The sequence below is a fragment of the Clostridium sp. AM42-4 genome, assembly GCF_003480105.1.
Classification (GTDB): Bacteria; Bacillota; Clostridia; order Lachnospirales; family Lachnospiraceae; genus Brotaphodocola.
Map to the genome: position 1 here is coordinate 171,500 of NZ_QUIK01000005.1, position 19,449 is coordinate 190,948.

General features: G+C 48.3%; 19 protein-coding genes. 7 read left to right on the forward strand and 12 right to left on the reverse strand.

Annotation, left to right across the window (positions count from 1 at the left end; genetic code table 11):
- Window positions 1-105: 105 nt before the first annotated feature.
- Complete coding sequence (locus DW922_RS05860) at window positions 106-708, reverse strand: ECF transporter S component (RefSeq protein ID WP_118543812.1); 603 nt, start codon at window positions 706-708, stop codon at window positions 106-108.
- Between the two features lie 217 nt (window positions 709-925).
- Complete coding sequence (locus DW922_RS05865) at window positions 926-1,714, reverse strand: nucleoside phosphorylase (protein WP_347560271.1); 789 nt, start codon at window positions 1,712-1,714, stop codon at window positions 926-928.
- Window positions 1,715-1,912: 198 nt separating this feature from the next.
- Here DW922_RS05865 and DW922_RS05870 point away from each other — a divergent pair, with 198 nt between their 5' ends.
- From DW922_RS05870 to DW922_RS05880, 3 genes are read left to right on the forward strand one after another with little or no spacing between them, the layout of a single operon-like run.
- Window positions 1,913-2,482 (forward strand): isochorismatase family protein, encoded by a 570-nt coding sequence (locus DW922_RS05870; protein WP_118726101.1) that lies wholly within the window; start codon window positions 1,913-1,915, stop codon window positions 2,480-2,482.
- A 32-nt stretch (window positions 2,483-2,514) separates the two neighbouring features.
- The gene (locus DW922_RS05875) at window positions 2,515-4,251 is read left to right on the forward strand and encodes a DUF2156 domain-containing protein (RefSeq protein WP_118726102.1); all 1,737 of its coding nucleotides are present in this window, start codon (window positions 2,515-2,517) and stop codon (window positions 4,249-4,251) included.
- Window positions 4,190-5,089, forward strand: a complete 900-nt coding sequence (locus DW922_RS05880; RefSeq protein WP_118726103.1) for an alpha/beta hydrolase — start codon at window positions 4,190-4,192, stop codon at window positions 5,087-5,089. Before DW922_RS05875 ends, DW922_RS05880 begins: the two co-directional genes overlap by 62 nt.
- 274 nt (window positions 5,090-5,363) lie before the next feature.
- Here DW922_RS05880 and DW922_RS17380 read toward each other — a convergent pair whose 3' ends face one another.
- Together DW922_RS17380 and DW922_RS05885 are read right to left on the reverse strand one after the other, a co-directional pair.
- Complete coding sequence (locus tag DW922_RS17380; RefSeq protein ID WP_147353362.1) at window positions 5,364-5,651, reverse strand: hypothetical protein; 288 nt, start codon at window positions 5,649-5,651, stop codon at window positions 5,364-5,366.
- A complete protein-coding gene (locus DW922_RS05885; protein ID WP_195715011.1) occupies window positions 5,600-6,493 on the reverse strand; it encodes a GGDEF domain-containing protein in 894 nt (297 codons plus the stop codon). Before DW922_RS05885 ends, DW922_RS17380 begins: the two co-directional genes overlap by 52 nt.
- A gap of 130 nt (window positions 6,494-6,623) precedes the next feature.
- On the opposite strand from DW922_RS05885, the gene DW922_RS05890 reads away from it, so the two are divergent.
- Window positions 6,624-6,923, forward strand: coding sequence for a helix-turn-helix transcriptional regulator (locus DW922_RS05890; RefSeq protein ID WP_118718535.1), 300 nt, complete (start codon window positions 6,624-6,626; stop codon window positions 6,921-6,923).
- Window positions 6,924-6,944: 21 nt separating this feature from the next.
- Here DW922_RS05890 and DW922_RS05895 read toward each other — a convergent pair whose 3' ends face one another.
- On the reverse strand, window positions 6,945-7,736 hold the full coding sequence (locus DW922_RS05895; protein ID WP_118726105.1) for a DeoR/GlpR family DNA-binding transcription regulator: 792 nt from the start codon (window positions 7,734-7,736) through the stop codon (window positions 6,945-6,947).
- Between the two features lie 304 nt (window positions 7,737-8,040).
- Here DW922_RS05895 and DW922_RS05900 point away from each other — a divergent pair, with 304 nt between their 5' ends.
- Together DW922_RS05900 and DW922_RS05905 are read left to right on the forward strand one after the other, a co-directional pair.
- Window positions 8,041-9,348 (forward strand): MFS transporter, encoded by a 1,308-nt coding sequence (locus DW922_RS05900; protein ID WP_118726106.1) that lies wholly within the window; start codon window positions 8,041-8,043, stop codon window positions 9,346-9,348.
- 12 nt (window positions 9,349-9,360) lie between these two features.
- The gene (locus tag DW922_RS05905) at window positions 9,361-10,407 is read left to right on the forward strand and encodes a sugar phosphate isomerase/epimerase family protein (RefSeq protein ID WP_118726107.1); all 1,047 of its coding nucleotides are present in this window, start codon (window positions 9,361-9,363) and stop codon (window positions 10,405-10,407) included.
- Between the two features lie 187 nt (window positions 10,408-10,594).
- Here DW922_RS05905 and DW922_RS05910 read toward each other — a convergent pair whose 3' ends face one another.
- The 7 genes from DW922_RS05910 to DW922_RS05940 form a co-directional block, all read right to left on the reverse strand.
- Window positions 10,595-10,864: an acylphosphatase gene (locus DW922_RS05910; protein WP_118718538.1), complete on the reverse strand. Its 270-nt coding sequence runs from the start codon at window positions 10,862-10,864 to the stop codon at window positions 10,595-10,597.
- 112 nt (window positions 10,865-10,976) lie between these two features.
- The gene (locus tag DW922_RS05915) at window positions 10,977-11,549 is read right to left on the reverse strand and encodes a M48 family metallopeptidase (RefSeq protein ID WP_118726108.1); all 573 of its coding nucleotides are present in this window, start codon (window positions 11,547-11,549) and stop codon (window positions 10,977-10,979) included.
- Window positions 11,550-11,611: 62 nt separating this feature from the next.
- Window positions 11,612-11,854, reverse strand: coding sequence for a response regulator (locus DW922_RS05920; RefSeq protein WP_243032074.1), 243 nt, complete (start codon window positions 11,852-11,854; stop codon window positions 11,612-11,614).
- 127 nt (window positions 11,855-11,981) lie between these two features.
- Window positions 11,982-15,326 (reverse strand): TRAP transporter large permease subunit, encoded by a 3,345-nt coding sequence (locus DW922_RS05925; RefSeq protein ID WP_118718539.1) that lies wholly within the window; start codon window positions 15,324-15,326, stop codon window positions 11,982-11,984.
- Window positions 15,323-15,814 (reverse strand): TRAP transporter small permease, encoded by a 492-nt coding sequence (locus DW922_RS05930; RefSeq protein ID WP_118726109.1) that lies wholly within the window; start codon window positions 15,812-15,814, stop codon window positions 15,323-15,325. Before DW922_RS05930 ends, DW922_RS05925 begins: the two co-directional genes overlap by 4 nt.
- A gap of 544 nt (window positions 15,815-16,358) precedes the next feature.
- Window positions 16,359-17,378: a glycosyltransferase family 2 protein gene (locus tag DW922_RS05935; protein WP_118718540.1), complete on the reverse strand. Its 1,020-nt coding sequence runs from the start codon at window positions 17,376-17,378 to the stop codon at window positions 16,359-16,361.
- Window positions 17,375-18,328 (reverse strand): CPBP family intramembrane glutamic endopeptidase, encoded by a 954-nt coding sequence (locus DW922_RS05940; RefSeq protein ID WP_118726110.1) that lies wholly within the window; start codon window positions 18,326-18,328, stop codon window positions 17,375-17,377. The genes DW922_RS05935 and DW922_RS05940 overlap by 4 nt, the downstream gene beginning before the upstream one ends.
- 171 nt (window positions 18,329-18,499) lie before the next feature.
- On the opposite strand from DW922_RS05940, the gene arcC reads away from it, so the two are divergent.
- Complete coding sequence (arcC, locus tag DW922_RS05945) at window positions 18,500-19,438, forward strand: carbamate kinase (RefSeq protein ID WP_118726111.1); 939 nt, start codon at window positions 18,500-18,502, stop codon at window positions 19,436-19,438.
- Window positions 19,439-19,449 lie beyond the last annotated feature (11 nt).

A 19,449-nucleotide genomic window follows, 5' to 3' on the forward strand; every position in this document is an offset into this window, starting at 1 on the left:
CTCTGCCCTGTCTCAAGGCAGAAGCATTTCCTTATTCTAAGTTCGTAACTCGTAACTGTTTCAGTACCTTCCCAGTCACCTAAGTTCAATAAAACGGTTTCGCACTTAATCCAGGGTTTCAATCTCGGAGTTTGCCTCATACAGTGTGGTCAGCTTGTTCGGCAGTCCCTTTAAGATAAAGAAGACCACGATCAGGGTGATGAGCTTATCCGGCACATCGACCACAACCTCATCTAACAGGGAGCCTAAAAATACCGGCATGGATGCTGCCTGGGTTGCTGCAAATACCGCATCGCCCCATACATTTCCTGTGGTGCCGCCCCAGAATAAAACATTTAACGGGGTGGAAATCACAACTGCGGTAAGTCCGGCTACACATGCTGTTAAGATTGCCTTCGGGAAGGACTTCATAAATCCAAGACGTGCCATAATACCAACGGCCGCGCCAATGCCAAGGCTGGTCAGCGCATAAATTAAGGTAATGTTATCACCTGCTGAAAAGCCGTAGATCAGGTTGTTGGCTGCTCCGCAGATCGCGCCGATGATCGGGCCTCCCAGGCAGCCGCCAATGCAGGTTCCGATGGAATCCAGCCACAGCGGAAGCTTTAACACACTTGCAAACAGTTTTCCAAGATAGTTGATACCGATGCAGGCCGGGATCAGCACGATCACTGCCGCGTCAAATTTTGTTTTAAATAAATTGTTCATAACTCACACACCCTTTCCCTTCTTTGTTCCGTTTTCCGGAACGATATGTTTTGTTTCATTACCGGCTGGATCATCCAGGATTCCGTTTTGGCATATTGCTCACTGGATGGTCCGGGATTCCGTTTTGGCATATTGCTCACTGGATGGTCCGGGATTCCGTTTTGGCATATTGCTCACCGGATGGCCCGGGATTCGTTTTTGCCAGTTGCGTTTCCTGTCAGGCGTCCAGCTTTGCCAATGCCGCAAATGCCGTCAGGATCTCATGCTCCTCGCCCTGTGCCGTCAATGTCTCGCCGTCCACATAGCGGCCAATGTTTTCTGCCACATTGCCCTTGCAGGCTGCCACGACATTTAAAATAGAAGCCGTCTTCATTCCACGGATCCGGCCGACTACAAAAAGTGCTGCCGTCTCCATGTCCGATGCCATGACTCCTTTTTTCGCCCAGTCCGCATAGATGGCCGGATTGTCATCGCGATACAAACAGTCGTGACTTCTGGCAATTCCCGTGTGGAACCGGTAACCAGCCTCGCTTGCGCTTTCCTCACAGGCAGTCAAAAGCCTGTGGTCAGCAACAGCCGGATAACTGAGCGGCGCATAGCCAAGGGACGTTCCCTCATCGCGCACAGCGGCTTCGACCATAACCAGGTCACCGACTCCTGCTTCTGGCTGAAGTGCACCACAACTTCCAATACGGATTGCCGCCGTCACCCCAATCTTTCGCAGTTCTTCCACCGCGATCGCCATGGAAGGTCCTCCCATGCCGGTAGACATGACCAGAACCGGAACCCCATTCCAGAAACCGCTGTAACTTTTGTACTCCCGGTTCCATGCAAGCAGCTTTGCATCCTTCAGATACCCTGCTGCCCGCTCAGCCCTTGCCGGATCACCCGGAAGCACGGCATAGCGGATTCCCAGATTTTCCGGAAGCTGGATATGCGGCATCTTCGCAGTCGGAACATCCAGCACTTTACTGGAATGTGTCTGCTGATTTTCTTCCAATTTCATACCCTCCCTTCAAAATGTATACTCAATTGCGAATTTAACAACAATTTATGATAAAGATAGCATTAACTTTAGGTAAAGTCAATGAAAAGCGCGTAATCAGAGCTCTGTTTGTTAATTAAATAACAAGCAGTTGGACTTGAGTTTTTTCTGTGTTAAAACTATACTGTGTTTTATATTTTAGTTAGGAGGGAATTTCATATGAAGCAATCCGAATCGAAAAACCAGGATCTGTTTCTGGTCATTGATATGCAAAATGTTTACACCAAAGGGCAGGAATGGGCCTGCGAAGGCATAGAAGCTGCTTCCGCTTCCATCCAGCTCATTTTAAAAAGTAATGCTCCAGAGAAAGTCATCTTCACCGAATATCTGGCACCGGAGCACCCAGAGGGTGTCTGGACCGAATACAACCGGGTCAATGCTTCTATCAATGCCAACCCATGGCTGAATGAGATGATGCCGGAATTTCTTCCATGGACCAAAATCTGGCCGGTTTACAAAAAGGATGTCTACTCTTCCTTTGCCATTCCAGAGGTTGTGGCTGCTGCAAGAAAAGCCAGCCGGATCATTATTTCCGGCGTGGTAGCTGAATGCTGCGTGCTCTCCACCGTATTTGCTGCCATCGATGCCGGATGTAAGGTCATCTACCTGACCGATGCCGTTGCCGGACTCACCGGGGACTCCAAAAAGGAAACTGAAAAAATCGTCTCTTACTTTGCGCCGCTCCATACCGAATGCATGACAACGGACGAATATCTGAAACAACAGTAATCCGTTTTTGATGAAAGAAAGGAAGTATCTCCATGACACAATCTCTTCGCATCCGGGTGGAAAATATTTGTATTCTGATCTTAGGCTTTTTATCACTCGGAATGTTCGCCTTAAGCTTTTTTCATCACCTGCCAGCCGAAGCCGCGCTGTTAGTTTCCACAGAAATGGACTGGATGGTCCAGCGTGCCTCCTCTGTCGTACTGTTCTTCCTCTGCATGCAGCTCTGGAAACGGAAGCATGCCGCACGGTTCATTACCCAGGCACTTCTGCTGCTGGATTTTGTAAGTAACATTCCCCATGTTCCAGACCTGTTTTCCCTTGCGTGCATGGCATCTGACGTGATCCTGTTTCTGGTCTTTTTCTGGTTCCGCTCCGACTTCTGCTGTCCGGCTTCCAAAACCAACCGGAAACGCGGGCTTTTTATCATGCTCCTCAGTCTGGTCGGAGTCACTGCCAACGCAGTCATCAGCTACCATTATTTAACTCCCATTCTCGGCGGCGGGCGGCATACACTGCTCGACAGCTTTGAAGAAAGCCTCGATATTCTTCTCGGAAACGGTGCCTCCATTCCGGTTTCCCATGGCGCCCACATGCTGGAGCTTGTGATGTTCTGGTTTAGCTGGGCCTGCATTCTGGCCGCCCTGCTTTATGCAGTCCGCCCATGGCTTACCCCATCCACCCGGCGTGAATCGGATCTGCAGCACGCCCGCACTCTGCTTAATCTCTACAGCCAGAACAGCTGCTCCTATCTCGCCTTGGAGGACGATAAACAGCTTTACTTTGGACGCAATGTAGATGGTGTCATTCCCTACGGAGTTGCCGGCGATACCATCATTGTCAACGGCGATCCGGTCTGCGCAGACCCGGACTTTCCGGCACTGCTTGCCGAGTTTAAGGAATTCTGTGAAAAAAGCGCCCACAAGCTTTTCTTTCTAAGTGTCACCGGTCACTTTCTCGAAGAATATAAGCGTCAGGGCTTTGGCTATGTAAAATGCGGCGAAGAAGCACGGTTTTCCCTTGAAGATTATGAGATCAGCGGCAAAAAGGGGGCAAAAATGCGCATGAATATCAACCATGCGAAAAAAGCCGGTGTCACGGTTTTGGAATACCGTCCGCTCGAGCAGCGAAACAAGGAAATCGAAGATGCCTTCGATCGTGTGACCAATGAATGGCTCGGGCAGAAAAAAAGCTCGCTTCTTGCCTTTACCATGGGAAAAGCCGGACTGGATAACCCGATGGATAAACGCTATTTCTACGCAGCTGACGCGGACGGAAAGATTGTTGCCTTCATCGCCTTTGTCCCGTTTCTCGGCAAAGATGGCTACATGGCCGATGTCACCCGGCACGGAAACGGCGCTCCAAGCGGTGTCATGGAAACCATCATCTACGAAGCTTTCCAGACCTTCCGCGTAGAAGGCATCCACTACGGAAGTCTCGGCGTTGCTCCACTCGCCGGACTCGATGATGAAAAAGCCAGTCTGGTTGAACGGCTGCTGCGTTTCGTCTACGACAATCTGAACGACTGTTACGGATTTAAGGATCTGTACCGGGCCAAAGAAAAATACAGCCCGACAGATTGGATACCAGCCTACTATATTTATCTGCCAAAGCACCCGACCCCGGATATGTTCTACGCAGTCGTAAAGATCCAGAACCCGAATGGGATCCGTGAAGGTGTTCAGTCTTTTTTAAAGGGGAAACTACATCATGAAGAGCATCCAAGAAACGATCAACAAAAGCAGTCAGAAAATCAAAGAAAAAACAGCTGACATTCTGCAGTCAGCCCCGCAAATCCCAGTACCTGCCGGGCTGCTGTCTGGAAAACACCGAAAATTTCGCTCCGACCGGGGATATTTTGAAACAAACGGAGCACGCCTTTATTATGAAATATCCGGAGCAGGACTTCCCATACTCCTGCTCCATGGCAACCAGCAGTCGCACCATGTGTTTCATTCCTATGCTTCCAAGCTTCAGAAATCCTATCAGGTCATTCTAATGGACAGCCGGGGACATGGGCATTCCCAGCTGCTTTGCAGCAAGGCAGGACACTCCGCAGTACGCAAAAAAGAATTCTTTACCATTCAGGACATGGCCCGCGACGCCGCCAGCTTGTTAGACCACCTTGGCATCTCCAAAGTCATCCTCTTTGGATACAGCGACGGAGCCAACATTGCCTTGGAATTTGCAAGCCTTTATCCAGAACGTACGCTTGCAGTGATTTCCGCCAGCGGCAATGCCCTGCCGCATGGTCTGATATTTCCGGTGCGGCTTGGAACGCTGATGCTTGGCAGCGTTCTCACACTGGCTCAGAGGGTCCTTCCAAGCGGAAAACTCCATCAACAGCTCGGCAACCAGCTGCAGATGAACACGCTTTTAACAGACTCCCCAAAGCTTTCCCCCGGCCGCCTTCAGAAAATTCAGGCTCCGGTCCTGCTTCTAGCCGGAACCCATGACCTCATCAAGACCTCCCATACGCAATGGATGGCAGAACAGATTCCGCATAGTCAGTTATGCCTGCTTACTGGCGGGACACATAACGTACTGTTTTCACAGGAACAGACCTGTCTGGGCAAAATCCTGTATTTTCTGAAGGAAAACAATCTGTGAAAAAACATAACAGCCGCAAACAATCTCATAAAACTATGAAGTGCTGTAAATGCCACATCCGATGGAATGCACACAAAATAAGAGCTATCTGACTTTCTCGTCATCAGATAGCTCTTTTAAGAAATATCCCGAAGTTTCACTTAATAACCTCTCTTTCCATTATTTTGTTTTTCGCTTTTTCGTTAAATTGCTATGGGCCTCTGCCTTTCATTGGAATCTCCCTCCTTCGATTACATCTATGTAAACTCGTTAAGAGATTTTCTACTGGTAAATTTTAATAACCCATTGGACCGCCCTCCATGTTCTGAAGATTTTTGTTTTTTCTCTTCGTTTGTTCTTTTGTTTTTTTCCTCTCTTGTTTTTTGTTGTCTTCATTGTACTTCATTAAGTACAATTTGTCAAGCATTATTTCAAAATATTTTTCTATTTTTCTTGTATTTTCTGAATATATTGTTTCTATTATTTGTATTTTTGATACAATTTGCTCTTTCCCAATTGAGACTTTCTTTCCTATGCTTCCGTCTGCTCCCGCAGAATCAGTTGTCCGGCATACTGTGGGCACTCTTGTACCCTTCGCATGCCATCCCGGTAATGGAGCTGTTTTTCTTCATACATCAGACGTTCCGCTTTGTGGATCAACTCATCTGCACTGACGGTTCCATCGTTCCAGAGGTAACCGAAGGCAGCCAATTCCTTTTCCTGATGCATCAGCCGTTCTTTCAGTCTCTCAGCCTGTTTTATAAATTCCTTCCGGTCTATATCTGGGCAAAGCACCACAAATTCATCTCCGCTGATCCGGAAAAGCTGCTCTTTTGCAAAATATTCCCTGCACACTTCTGCCAGGTGCTTTAAGGCACGGTCTCCATATTCATGGCCAAAGGTATCGTTCAGATACTTTAAGCCATTAAGATCTGCGAAGGCAACCCCAAGTGACTTGCCTGTTTTTTTCATCAGACTTTTGAGACTGTGAATGTAGGACGTGTTATTCCGGATCCCGGTCAGCTGATCCAAATAACAAAGCCGTAACAGATACTCCTGCTTCTCTTGTTTTCCAATCTCAGCAGCAAGAACCTGGGCAACCTCTGCCACTAGCTCCGGATCACGGTTTTTTAACTGGGCATGCCTGATCTGCAGAATTCCGTAACAGTTTTCCCCGTACTGCACGGCTGCCGTAATCAGTTCTCGCTGCTTGTCCTCTGGTGTATTTTCCCCAGTGACAGTCTCCGGCTCTTCACATTCCAGAAAAACAGCCCGGTCTGCGTGATAATACTGCTGCAAAAGCTCCAGAACCTGCACAAGAGCCTTCCGGCAATCTTCTGCCAAAGCCAGCAGCTTCATGCACGCACTTTTTGTACTGGCCGCCAGTAAGGCATCAGACTGCTCCATCCCCTTTTCGTCAACCATAACCATACTCCCTTTGTACCTGATTTAGTCTCATTATAACATCTATAGATATAATCATCAATTGTTATAGATGTAATTTTTTCACCTTAAATTTGTTATCCTATCTCTATAGTTTATAGGGAGTACACACATGGATATTGGTAAGAGAATCAGCTTTTTCAGAAATGCAAAGCAATATAGTGTAAACCGTCTTGCGACAATGGCAGGCATATCCCAGAGTTATCTGAGGGATGTGGAATTAGGAAAAAAGAACCCCACAGTAGAGGTTCTTTCCTATGTATGTGAAGCACTGGACATTTCCCTGCGAGACTTTTTTGATGACTCCCTCGAGCTTCACCTCCGGCAGGATCCGCTTCTGGCCCGGATCTACCAGATGAGTCCGAAACAGAGGGCTGCACTTCTTCAGTTTTTAGATTGTATGGATGAGTAATTCCGATTTTTTGAAAAGAGATCACTCCGCCGCAGGCACTACATGCAGGGAGACACCAGTCTGCTTCACCGCCTCTTTGATCTGCTCATCAACTGCCGAATCCGTAATGATATCATCCACCTCATTTAAGACACAAAGCTTTACGAGACTGGCTTTTCCAAACTTTCCGGAATCAGCCAGCACCACGGTCCTGTCTGCGATCTGGCACATCTGTTTCTGCACTCTCGCCTCACTTAATCCCTGATCTGTCAGCCCGACCTGCGGATGCACTCCGCTCACTGACATAAACAGGATATCGAGATGAAGGCTCTCCAATGTCTGGGAAAAATCATTTCCCAGTGATAATTCTTTTTTATCCAAAATTCCCCCCACCAGAATCACGGTGAATCCAGGGCATTCAGACAGGATCACGGCATTCTGGATAGAGTTGGTCACTACAGTCAGACTAGTGAATCTGCGTGCCAGTTCCTTTGCCATAACAAGACTTGTGCTTCCATAATCCAGTCCGACTGCCTGGTTTTCTCTGACAAACTCTGCTGCATAGGCAGCAATCGCAGCTTTTTCTTTCATATGGCTGGTATTTCTATCCTCTAAAGAAATATAGTCTTCTTTCTGAACCTGCATCTGTTTTCCGGATACCGGAAGCGCACCACCATGTACGCGCTTTAACTTTCCCTGCTTTTCCAACGCATCCATATCTTTCCGGACTGTCTCCGAAGAAACCTTCATTTCCTTTACAAGCTCCGCATTATGTACAATGCCATTCTTATTTAATAATTCCAGAATCCGGTCATACCGCTGTTGCGCCAGCATAAATATTCCTCCTATTTGCAGCCTTTTTCACTTAACTTCCATTATAACGTATTCTTTTGCATTCTCCTAGCACCTTTTTCTTTTCCAAAATCTTCTTTTCCCCATTATATCAATATTTATCCTGTTTTTCACCAGTATTTTCAACAAATCCCAACCTTATTTTTGGGTATTTCGTTGATTTTCTGTGTTTTATTGTGTTTTGTATTGATTTCCCAACAAAAACCAGATATACTAAAAAGCGAATCAAGGAATGCCGGGCAATTCAAAAAACTGCAGTACTGATATTAAGGAAGGAGAAAAAGTTATGAGTAATGAAATGAAACAAAAAGCTATGAAAGCAGTTCCAAACCGTTGGTTTGTCTTCTGCATTCTGACTCTTTCAGGAGGCATCGCTTTTAAGCTTTCTTCTATGAAAGATATGTTCTATGTTCCCATGCAGCAATTTATGGGACTCACAAACACGCAGATTGGCGGTGCATTAAGCGCATACGGCATTGTTCAGACCATTGGCCTGATCTTCGGAATCTATATCTGTGATATGTTCAGCAAAAAATATATGATCGGTGGCTCCCTGATTGGTCTTGGTGCCGTTGGCGTTTACCTTTCCACGTTCCCTGGATACTGGGGATTTCTGATCGCATTCGGCGTTATGGCTATTTTAGGAGAAGTAACCTACTGGCCAGTTCTTTTAAAAGCAATCCGGCTACTTGGCGATGAAAAAACACAGGGACGGATGTTTGGCTTTCTGGAAATGGGACGCGGCATTGTCGATGTAATCATCGCATCCAGTGCACTGGCAATCTTCAAAGCTATGGGGGAAGGTGCTCCAGCCTTAAGAGGTGGTCTGTTATTCTTATCCGCAGTTACCGCAACTGCCGGCGTCCTCTGTCTGATTTTCGTGCCAAACGATGAAAAACGTACCGATAAAAACGGAAACGAGCAGAACCGTGCGCAGGCCGCTTTCGGCGGTATGGTCCAGGCATTGAAAAATATTGATATCTGGGCTGTTGCACTCAATGGATTTGTTGTATACTGCATTTACTGCGGACTGACCTATTTCATTCCGTTTTTAAATCAGATTTACATGCTCCCAGCTACTGCTGTCGGCATGTACGGCATCATCAACCAGTACGGACTGAAGATGGTGGGTGGACCGATCGGCGGCTTTATGTCCGATAAAGTACATAAATCTGCTGCAAAACATATCCGTGTCGGTTTCCTGGTCTGCGCCATCGCAATGGCCGCTTTCCTGATGGTTCCTCATGAAGCACTTGGTCAGAACGGAAACTGGATTCTCGGTGCTGCCTGCACGCTTGGCTTTGGTGCGATCGTATTCACCATGCGTGCAGTCTTCTTTGCTCCTATGGATGAAGTCAAGGTACCGGCAGAAATTACCGGTGCGGCCATGAGCCTTGCTTCCCTGGTCATTTATCTGCCAAACGCATTCGCTTACGTGATGTACGGAAGTTTTCTTGACCGCTACCCTGGCATGACTGGATTCCGTATCATTTTCAGCGTTATGATCGGATGGGCTGTGATCGGACTATTTGTTTCCACATTCCTCATCCACCGCATCAAAAAACATCAGGCTTCCAAAACAAATGAGAACTAGGAGAAAGAATCTATGATAAAAATCGGTCTTGATACAGAAAGTCTTCATCTTTGGTTTCAGAACAAGAGAATGGATATTTTCGGTTTTATCGAAAAAGCACATGAATTAGGATTCGATGGTGTTATGATCAACATTCTGAAGGATTATAACCTGGACCCGGAATGGGGAACCCTGGAAAGTAATGATCCGGAACACCTGAAAAAGGTACGGGAATTGCTGGAATCCTACCATATGTATGTGGAACTGGCTACCAAAGGAATCACTAGAGAACATCTTCTTAAAGTCCTGGATGTTGCAGAAGCCCTGGGAGCAGATATCATCCGCACCTACATTCCCATTACCTTAAATCCGCTCGCCTCACGCACTACCGGCGGAGAAGGGAAATACGACCAGGCAAAGGTACGCGGTGACTTCGATCCAGTTGTATTTGATGAAGCCGCCATGACACTTTGCCAGATCATCCCTGAGCTGAAAAAGCGCCGCATCCGCCTGGCTTTGGAAAACCATGAATATGAAACTTCCGAAGAACTGGTTCAGGTTATGAAAAAGCTGAACACGCCATGGATCGGTCTTCATTATGATTTTGGTAATTCCATGATGGCCTGGGAAGACCCGGCGCAGGCTGCAAGGAACATGGCGCCATATACCATCACAACACACTTTAAAGATCACATCGTCATCCCCTATCCGGATGATCCATATGGTTATGTCGTATGCGGTATCCCGGTTGGAAAAGGAAATATGGATCTAAAGCATCTGCTTCAGATCATTCTGGATAATTCTTCCATCACCCGGCTGAATCTGGAAATGTGCTACCCATACTGTGCACAATTTAAGCGTACTCCCGGCACCGGAGGTATTTCGCAGGTCGGCGAAGGCTGTTTTAAGGTAGAAGCACCTCTTTTCGACCCGGAAACCGTTAAACCTGGAGATTACTACTATCCGCAGGAGATTTCCGAAGAATTACTGGAACAATGTCTGAAGCTTCAGATGGATGGCGTTATGCACAGCGCTGCTTACACCAGAAAGCTGTGCGAAGAATACCGGAATCAATCATAAGCAAATACTACGCTGCAGTGCCAAAACAGATCCGTCGTTTCCCTTATATTTTAAAGAAGACGTTACTGGAGCCATGGAAGCAAAATTTCTTATGTCCACAGGTAAAACGATGTTCCGATGAATTCTGGCATAAAAAAAGAGCTGACTGACAGCTCTTTTTTCATACATTACGCGAACAGTAACGGCTTCACCGCACCGTAAAACCGCTCTCCTCCTCCAGAGGAATGATTTCTGTGTCGATCCATTCGATCGTGATAAACTGATTGTGATTGAGTCCGACCAGAAGCTTATTGATCATGTATTCACTTCCCTGGATTTCCAGAAGCACAGTTCCGTCATATTCATTGCGCACCCATCCGGTCAGCCCCAGGGACTGTGCGAGGTATTTTGCGGTGTAGCGGAAGCCCACGCCCTGAACCCGTCCACGGAAAACAATTCTTTTTCTTACGTCTGCCATGTGCATTCTCCATCCTTTCATCAGATATACACCATTGATCAAAAACAGGCATATCCACCAATATCCCACTCATGATCATTCATTCTGGTTTTCCACCGCATACCATCCGTCATTACAAAGCAAACTGCTTCAACATCTCTCGTCTTTCCCGGTAATCCGGGCAGTAGCGCTCTACTTCCGCCCAGAATTCCTTCGAATGATCCATATGCCGCCGGTGTGCCAGTTCATGGATCACCACATAGTCCAGAAGCTCTTCGGGCAAAAATGCAAGCTGGTAATTAAAATTGACATTTCCTTTTGCGCTGCAGCTTCCCCAGCGGGTTTTCTGGTTTTTCACGGTGACCCAGCCTACTTTCACGCCCATGATCTCACAGTAATGCCGCACCCGTTTTCCAATCTTCAGCTGGATCTTCATCCGGTCTGTTTTTGATAAGGACTCTAACGGAGGGGCTGGTGTTGCCTTCCTGTTTTCCTCCCGCTGCGCTGCGATCTGCGTTTTTTTCAGAATCCATTCCCGGTGCGTTTCCACAAACTGCTTCAGTTCCCGGTCCGGGAGACGGACCGGGATCCTTGCCAGAACCGTATTCTGGTCACGCACCTCAAGACCAAGACTTTTCCTTGCGGAGCGGATGACCAGAATGTGGATTTCCTGATCATTTTCCTGTAGATTCAATTCCTGTATCATGGTTATGCTTCCTGTTTCTGATTTTTGTATAGTTCCGGGCATACAATTGTTTCCAATTTTGGTCAGCCCAGTACCCGGTGCAGGGTCTCCTTGAGCTTTTCCACCTCGACCGACTTTGACAGATGCGCATTCATGCCGCTTGCAAGCGAGCTCTGGGTATCCTCCTCAAACGCATTGGCACTTACTGCGATGATCGAGATGGTCTGGCTGTCTTTGCGGTTTGTCATGCGGATCGCATGGGCCGCCTCCAGTCCATTCATGACTGGCATCATGATATCCATGTTAAGTTCATTATCCTCTGCCACAAGAATCCGCATTCCTGCATAATGCTCTGGTGAAATAACTTTCTTTTCAGATTTTTCCTCGTTTCTCTCCACCGGCTGGCTTGTGTTTCCGTATCTACAGAGATTTACTGTGCGATATTGTTATTTTTTACTTGCGGAATGCTGCTACCAGTGCCTCGGCATCATCGTAATTCTGTGCCTTCAGCTCACTGATGAACCAGTCATCGATTCCGTCTACTGCATTTTTGAAGGAATCGATATCCAGATCTGCATACGGGGTGATGGTCACGCCGTTTTTGCTACTCCAGCGGCTCATGATCTCTTCGTCTCCGGCACGGTTGATCTCACGCTCGTAGCGGGTGGCTAAGGCACCGCACTCGTCGATGACAGCCTGCTGCTCCGGAGTCAGCTTGTCGTAGATTTCCTGGTTGATGCAGAAGAACAGGCAGTCGTAGTTTGCGTTCCATAAGGAGCAGTACGGCTGTACTTCCTGTACGCTTGCTGCGTCGATTGCCGGAAGCGGATTCTCCTGGCCTTCTACGGTCTTCTGCTGCAGGGCCGTGTAGGTCTCGGACCAGTTCATATTGGTGGCGTCTGCGCCCCATCTCTTGTAGCACTCCATCAGCAGGTTGCTTCCTGCTACACGGATTTTTAAGTTCTTCATGTCATCCACGGACTTGATCTCGCGGACACTGTTAGTCAGTTCACGGAAACCATTCTCCGCGATGCCCATGCAGTGCAGGCCATACTCGCTTAAAATGTCTTTTAACATCTCACCGGCCTCACCGTCCAGCATGGCGTCTGCATCCTCAACGGAATCAAACAGATATGGAAGGGATACCACGTTAAAGCGCGGGTCAAACGCAGAGTAAATCAGGTTGCTGTGCATGGAAATCTGAACCGGATCCCCATCGATCAGAGCCTGGATCCCCTCAGACTGGTTTCCGTTGGTCAGCTGGTCTGCCGCGTATACATTCACCTTGATCTTTCCGCCGGTTGCTTTTTCAACGAGCTCGCCGAACTTGCGTCCGCCCTCGGCCCAGGTACTGGTCTCGGTGGTGGAACAGGTAAAGTTCCAGGTCTGCTCTTTCCATCCAAGATTACTGTGATCCTCTACGGAATCCGCACCGATGCTGCTGTCTGATTTCTCGGTAAAGACTGCGATCAGGTCTGCTGCATCTTTGTAGCCCTGATTCTCCAGCTCTTTCTGATACCACTCAGCTACGCCGGAAACAGCATTTTTGAAGGAATCTACATCCATATCCTCGTATTTGGTAATGGTAACGCCGTTGGTGTTCTGCCAGCGGTCCATGATCTCCTCATCACCGGCACGGTTGATGTAACGCTCATAATCAACCGCTTTCTGGCCTGCCTCATCGACCACTGCCTGCTGCTCCGGTGTCAGAGCATCATAGATCTTCTGGTTGATGCAGAAGAACAGACAGTCGTAGTTTGCGTTCCATAAGGAGCAATACGGCTGTACTTCCTGTACGCTTGCCGCGTCAATTGCCGGAAGCGGATTTTCCTGTCCGTCTACGGTCTTTTGCTGCAGCGCGGTATAGGTCTCGGACCAGTTCATATTCGTGGCATCTGCGCCCCATCTCTTGTAACACTCCATCAGCAGGTTGCTTCCTGCAACACGGACCTTTAAGTTTTTCATATCATCCACGGATCTGATCTCGCGGACGCTGTTGGTCAGCTGGCGGAAGCCGTTCTCTGCAATACCCATGCAGTGCAAGTCATACTCGGCTAAGATGTCTTTTAACATATCACCGGCTCTGCCGTCTAACATGGCGTCGGCCTCCTCTACGGAGCTGAAAAGATATGGCAGGGATACCACGTTAAAGCGCGGGTCAAACGCAGAGTAGATCAGGTTGCTGTGCATGGAGATCTGAACCGGATCACCATTCATCAGCGCCTGGATTCCCTCGGACTGGTTTCCGTTAGTCAGCTGGTCTGCTGCATATACATTGACCTTGATCTTGCCTCCGGTTGCCTTTTCCATAAGCTCGCCGAACTTGCGTCCGCCCTCAGCCCAGGTACTGGTCTCTGTGGTGGAACAGGTAAAGTTCCAGGTCTGCTCTTTCCAGTCTAAGTCACTGTAATCGCCAATGGTGTCGAAGTCTGCGCTTCCACCATCCACGGCTGTGCTCTGATCACTGTCTGCCGAAGCAGTAACTGCCCCGCTGTAGGAATCCCCGGCCAATGCCTTCGGCAAGAAAGTGGACACAACCGGCACATAGGTGATCAGAAGCAGGACAATCACGGATGCGCCGATCATCGGCATAACTGCACGGGAAATCTTCGGAATATCGACTTCCATACCCTTTTTCAGCTTGACAGAAATTGCAACGAATAAGTTTACGCCAACCGGCGGGGTTACCTGTCCGATCGCCAGGTTTACGGTTGCCACGATACCAAATGCAACGACATCGTATCCGAGTGCCTTACATACCGGCAGCATGATCGGGATAAAGATGTACATCGCAGAGTTTGCATCGATAAAGCAGCCTGCGATCAGGAAGATCACGTTCACGATCAGAAGGAAGGTGAACTGGTTGTGTGCAATGCTTCCAAGCAGGTCGGATGCCGCCTGTGCGATACCAAACTTGGTACATACAAAAGAGAACAGAGACGCACTGGCTACGATCAGCATGATGCCGCCGGTGGTCTTTCCGGATTCTACCAAAAGTCCTCTTAAATCCTTAAAGGTAACTTCCTTATAAATGAAAATACCAACAAACAGACCGTATACAACAGAAACAGCTGCTGCCTCAGTCGGGGTAAAGATACCGCCGTAAATACCACCCAGGATGATGACCGGCATCAGCAGACCCCAGAATGCATCCTTAAATGCTTCCCAGCGCTCCTTGCCGCTTGCACGTTTCTGGCTGGACTGGATGTTATTTTTGCGCGCCTCGATCATAACCACGATGACCAGAGCCACACCCATTAAGATACCCGGAACGATACCTGCAGTAAACATATCTGCGATGGAAACGCCGGTAATGGATGCATATACCACGAATGCGATACTCGGTGGAATGACGATCGCGATGGAGCTGGCGGTTGCCATAAGAGCCGCGGAGAACGGAGCGGAGAAGCCGCCCTGCTCGATCATAGCCGGGATCAGCACGGCGCCCAGTGCAGCCACGGTTGCCGGGCCAGAACCGGAGATCGCGCCGAAGAAGCAGGCTACGATAACGCACACGATCGCGATACCGCCTCTTCTGTGTCCGACACAGGTATTCACGAATTTGATCAGACGCTTGGAAATGCCTGCCTTCGCCATAATGTTACCGGACAGTACAAAGAACGGAATGGCAAGCAGCAAAAACTTGCTGATACCGGAATACATGTTGGTTGCAACGATCGTTAAGGATGTCCCGGAATACAGGATCGCACAAACGGAGGAAAGTCCGAGGCAGATTCCGATCGGGATACCCATGATCAGGAAAATGAAAAATGAAATAAACAGTACCGCACTGATCATTTGTCATCGCCCTCCTTTCCACAGCTGTCCAGATAAAATTCGATAAAATGCAGGATCATGCAAGCTGCGCCGATCGGCACGAAGGACCAGAAGATCCACTCCGGCCAGTTCAGCACGAACGTGCGCTTGCCGTTCTGCATCTGGGTGATGACCTTATCCAGACCATACTTGAATAAAACTGCGGTGAAGGCTACAGAAAGGATCGTGCTTAGAAGCAGAAATCCCTTTCTTGCCTGTGTCGGAAGACGGTCAGTCAGAAGTGTTAAATTGACCAGTTCGCCGTCACGGCATGCCAGTGCTGCTGCAAGCAGCGTGATCAGTACAAAAACTGCAACAACCAGTTCCTCGGTAAAAGACCAGGACTGATGAATGACTTTTCGTGAAAATACGTTTCCCACGGTCAGAACCAGGATCAGCACAGTTGCGATTTCCAGCACCAGCTTTTCCAGTCCTGCGAGGGCATTCATGAGTTTTTTGTAGGTTTTCATATACCTTTTAACCCCTTTCCCTTGTGATAAATGGTAACTGCCCTGCATATAGCACAGACACAGTTACGATACCTGTTTTGATACTACCTGTTTTATTTTGGAATTTTTGGCATACAAAGAACCTGCTGTCGGCAGACACCCTATGTATTAAGAGTTTTGGTAACTGTTCCGTATAGAGCTTCCCAGTTACAGATTTTGATTTTCAGACACCAAATGCATAAGACCTGCTGTCGGCAGTCGCCCCATACATCCAGAAATCAGATCACCCTCAGACACGCAATGTGCATGCTCTGAGTTTACAGATGAAAAAAGGCCCATCCCATTCAGGGACGGACCTTCATCTCTCGTTTGAAACCACCCTGTTTCAAGTAAGAAACAGATACAAACACGTGTACCGGTATCTTTCATTATTACTTTTTCTCAGTAAAGTATTAACGAAACAATGATACACTATTTTGATGATATCGTCAATTCTAAATTTTCCATAAACTTTATAAAAGTTTCATTGCTGTGAACGGCAGCCAGATTTCTGAGCACCCGGGATTTAGTTAAATCCAAAGAATTTCTGGCTGATCTTGTAACCGGCAATGGATACGGTCCGGCCACTCTGTCCCGGCAGATTCATGCTCTGTCCCAAGAAGCCCCAGCGCAGGCGCATGTAAAGGGCAATATCCTGCTCCTTTAAATCCTTCCAGAGCTGCTTTTTCTTCGCCATATTTTCATCGGTTCCGGACTTAATGGCAAGAATGGAGCAGATTGTCATCATGATTTCAAGATAGCGTACCATATAATGACGCAGCTTGTAATTTGTGATTTTCGCGTCGTGGTAATAGCCTAACATCAGACGGGTTACCAAAAGCTGCTGGTCGATGCGGCCGATCATGACCTGCTCGTTGACCGACTGGTCCTGTCTTCCGATGAAATACCGGTAAAAGTTTACATCCAGATAGTAGAAGGTCTTTACATACGGAAGCGGCTGGAATACGAAAATGTTATCGACATAGAACGTGTGCTTCGGCAGCTCCAGACCGCACTCTTTTAACATCTGCGTGCGGTAAATGACCGAATGCATCAGGATATACTGTCCCAGCATAAATACCTTTACATCTTTCCAGGTGCATAACTGGCGCTTCGGGAGCGCCGTGCGGTACTGCATGACCCGTTTATGCTTTGCGCCCTGCTTCTCATAGACAAAGTTGGTGATGAGCATATCCAGGGTCTGGTTACCCATAACAAAGTTTCGCAGCGTCTGCAATACTTCTTTGTATGCTTCCTCATTGACCCAGTCATCGCTGTCTACCACTTTAAAGTAGACACCGGTTGCTGCCCTAAGACCGGCATTGACTGCCTCACCGTGGCCGCCATTCTCCTGATGGATGGCCTTGCAGATGCCCGGATAACGCGCCTCGTACTCGTCCGCGATCTGGGCGGTATTGTCCTTTGTGGAGCCATCATCCACGATCAGGATCTCTACTTCGTCTCCGCCCGGTAGCAAAGACTCGATACAGTTTCTCATATAGCCTTCAGAATTATAACAAGGAATTGCTATCGATAATAATTTCATGCTTTCTCAAAAACCTCCTTGGTTTTATATAACGATACCAATGTCACCAAAAGACCTGCTGCTGACAAGATCACCGCCGTTTGCGGCTGCAGGGCCATCGGCGCTCCATAAGAAAACTCAGCCGGCATCGACGGGATTTCCGACCTGTGGCTGATAAAATCCGCAATTACCGGGATCGCCGCTGCTGTAGCATTCGCTGCTGCATGGCATAAGACCGCGGGAGCTAACCGGCCACTCCAGACAGTCACCAGCTCCAGGCACAAGCCAGTCAGAAACGCATACAGGCCCTGACTGAGATTTCCATGATACAGTCCAAACAGGAGTGCCCCAAAAATCACTGCCGCAGCGGTTCCCATATGTCTTCGCAGCTCCTTATGGATAAAACCGCGAAATATGAGTTCCTCTGTCAGAGGCGTTAACACAACCGTCACCAGAAACCGGAGTGCACCTGGTGTTTGGTAAATGGCTTCCTGCACATGGCTCCAGCCTTCTGATGGTGGCAGGAAAACCTGCAGCACCATATTCAGGCACAGGCAAGACCCAATTCCGGCCAGCACAGAAAAAAAACAGCCTGCCAGAAGGCGATGGTTCCTGCACGGCCTTGCTTTTGCTATTTCCGGCACAGTTGTCTTCGTTCGTGTTGCAGTTGTTTTCTTCGCGTTTTTTTCTTCTGTTCCTTGCCCAATAAGCTGCATTTTTTCCAGAGCGCGGTAAACTGCAAACAAAAACGGGAAGGCCAGAGCTGCCCCTGCACCGGTCACAAACAGGGCATTGCCGCTGCCTGCCAGAAGGGAATGTGAGCTCCCAGTTCCGGTATGCCCTGCAAACAAAGAACATCCTGCTGCGGCTGCCTCCGTACACAGTTCATAAAAGACAAGCGGTCCGAACAGCATGCACGCCGCCCGGAACGCTTCATGTTTCAATCGTTTCTTCCGTGTTTTCTTATACATTTTATTGACTTCTTAACAACGCCATTCTTTGTTGCTGTTTACGCGTTGCGCAAACAATAACCATTCTTTTCTATAACTATTTCACTATACCACAAACCAGTTGCAATTTTCAAGCAGAAACACTATAATGAACCCAAATAGAAAAATTACATACAGAAAGGGTTCGATCATATGGCAAAGAAAAGAATTGTTATGGCGCTTGGCCACGACGCTCTTGGTACCAATCTCCCGGAGCAGAAAAAAGCAGTGGCTTCCACAGCAAAATTAATTGCGAATTTCATCCAGAATGGCTGGCAGGTTGCCGTCGTTCACAGTAACGCACCGCAGGTAGGCATGATCCACACAGCTATGAATGAGCTTTGTTTCCATCACGATGGAGAGGGCTACACTCCGGCTCCTATGTCTGTCTGCTCTGCCATGAGCCAGGGCTACATCGGATATGACCTTCAGAACGGCATCCGTTCTGCCCTCTTAAAGCGCGGTATTTACAAGCCGGTATCTACCGTCCTCACCCAGGTTGTGGTCGACCCTTACGATGAATCCTTCTACAACCCAGTCAAGAAGGTTGGCCGTTACATGACCAGGGAAGAGGCTGATGCAGAGGAAGCAAAGGGAAACTATGTCACAGAGGTGGACGGCAAGGGCTGGCAGCGTATCGTATCTGCCCCGAAGCCGGTCGGAATTGTCGAGATCGATACCATCCGCACCCTGATGGACGCTGACCAGATCGTTATCTCCTGCGGCGGCGGCGGTATTCCGGTCCTCGAGCAGGGCAGCGAGCTGCGCGGTGCCAGTGCAGTGATTGAAAAAGACTCCGTCAGCGGTCTTCTCGCAAAAGAGATCGATGCCGATGTTCTTATGATTCTCACCGATGTCGACCAGGTATCCTTAAACTACGGTAAGGCTGATGAGAATCCTCTTTCCCATATGACTGTGGAGGAAGCTGAAAAATACGCAGCAGAGGGCCAGTTCGGCGTCTCCTCCATGCTTCCTAAGATTGACGCAGCCATCTCCTTCATCTGTGCCGGAAAGGGCCGCAGCGCCATCATCACTAGCATGGCAAAAGCTGAGGAAGCTGCAAACGGAAAGGCTGGCACCACGATCGAGTAAAGGATTTTACC

What these genes read in the sequence shown, in the direction of transcription:
- DW922_RS05890 (WP_118718535.1), top strand. Translation starts at nt 6,624, where the DNA reads ATGGATATTGGTAAGAGAATCAGCTTTTTCAGAAATGCAAAGCAATAT.
- DW922_RS05915 (WP_118726108.1), bottom strand. Translation starts at nt 11,549, where the DNA reads ATGATACAGGAATTGAATCTACAGGAAAATGATCAGGAAATCCACATT.
- DW922_RS05930 (WP_118726109.1), bottom strand. Translation starts at nt 15,814, where the DNA reads ATGAAAACCTACAAAAAACTCATGAATGCCCTCGCAGGACTGGAAAAG.
- DW922_RS05860 (WP_118543812.1), bottom strand. Translation starts at nt 708, where the DNA reads ATGAACAATTTATTTAAAACAAAATTTGACGCGGCAGTGATCGTGCTG.
- DW922_RS05935 (WP_118718540.1), bottom strand. Translation starts at nt 17,378, where the DNA reads ATGAAATTATTATCGATAGCAATTCCTTGTTATAATTCTGAAGGCTAT.
- DW922_RS05870 (WP_118726101.1), top strand. Translation starts at nt 1,913, where the DNA reads ATGAAGCAATCCGAATCGAAAAACCAGGATCTGTTTCTGGTCATTGAT.
- DW922_RS05910 (WP_118718538.1), bottom strand. Translation starts at nt 10,864, where the DNA reads ATGGCAGACGTAAGAAAAAGAATTGTTTTCCGTGGACGGGTTCAGGGC.
- DW922_RS05940 (WP_118726110.1), bottom strand. Translation starts at nt 18,328, where the DNA reads ATGTATAAGAAAACACGGAAGAAACGATTGAAACATGAAGCGTTCCGG.
- DW922_RS05925 (WP_118718539.1), bottom strand. Translation starts at nt 15,326, where the DNA reads ATGATCAGTGCGGTACTGTTTATTTCATTTTTCATTTTCCTGATCATG.
- arcC (WP_118726111.1), top strand. Translation starts at nt 18,500, where the DNA reads ATGGCAAAGAAAAGAATTGTTATGGCGCTTGGCCACGACGCTCTTGGT.
- DW922_RS05865 (WP_347560271.1), bottom strand. Translation starts at nt 1,714, where the DNA reads ATGAAATTGGAAGAAAATCAGCAGACACATTCCAGTAAAGTGCTGGAT.
- DW922_RS05885 (WP_195715011.1), bottom strand. Translation starts at nt 6,493, where the DNA reads ATGGTTGACGAAAAGGGGATGGAGCAGTCTGATGCCTTACTGGCGGCC.
- DW922_RS05880 (WP_118726103.1), top strand. Translation starts at nt 4,190, where the DNA reads ATGAAGAGCATCCAAGAAACGATCAACAAAAGCAGTCAGAAAATCAAA.
- DW922_RS05895 (WP_118726105.1), bottom strand. Translation starts at nt 7,736, where the DNA reads ATGCTGGCGCAACAGCGGTATGACCGGATTCTGGAATTATTAAATAAG.
- DW922_RS05900 (WP_118726106.1), top strand. Translation starts at nt 8,041, where the DNA reads ATGAGTAATGAAATGAAACAAAAAGCTATGAAAGCAGTTCCAAACCGT.
- DW922_RS05875 (WP_118726102.1), top strand. Translation starts at nt 2,515, where the DNA reads ATGACACAATCTCTTCGCATCCGGGTGGAAAATATTTGTATTCTGATC.
- DW922_RS05905 (WP_118726107.1), top strand. Translation starts at nt 9,361, where the DNA reads ATGATAAAAATCGGTCTTGATACAGAAAGTCTTCATCTTTGGTTTCAG.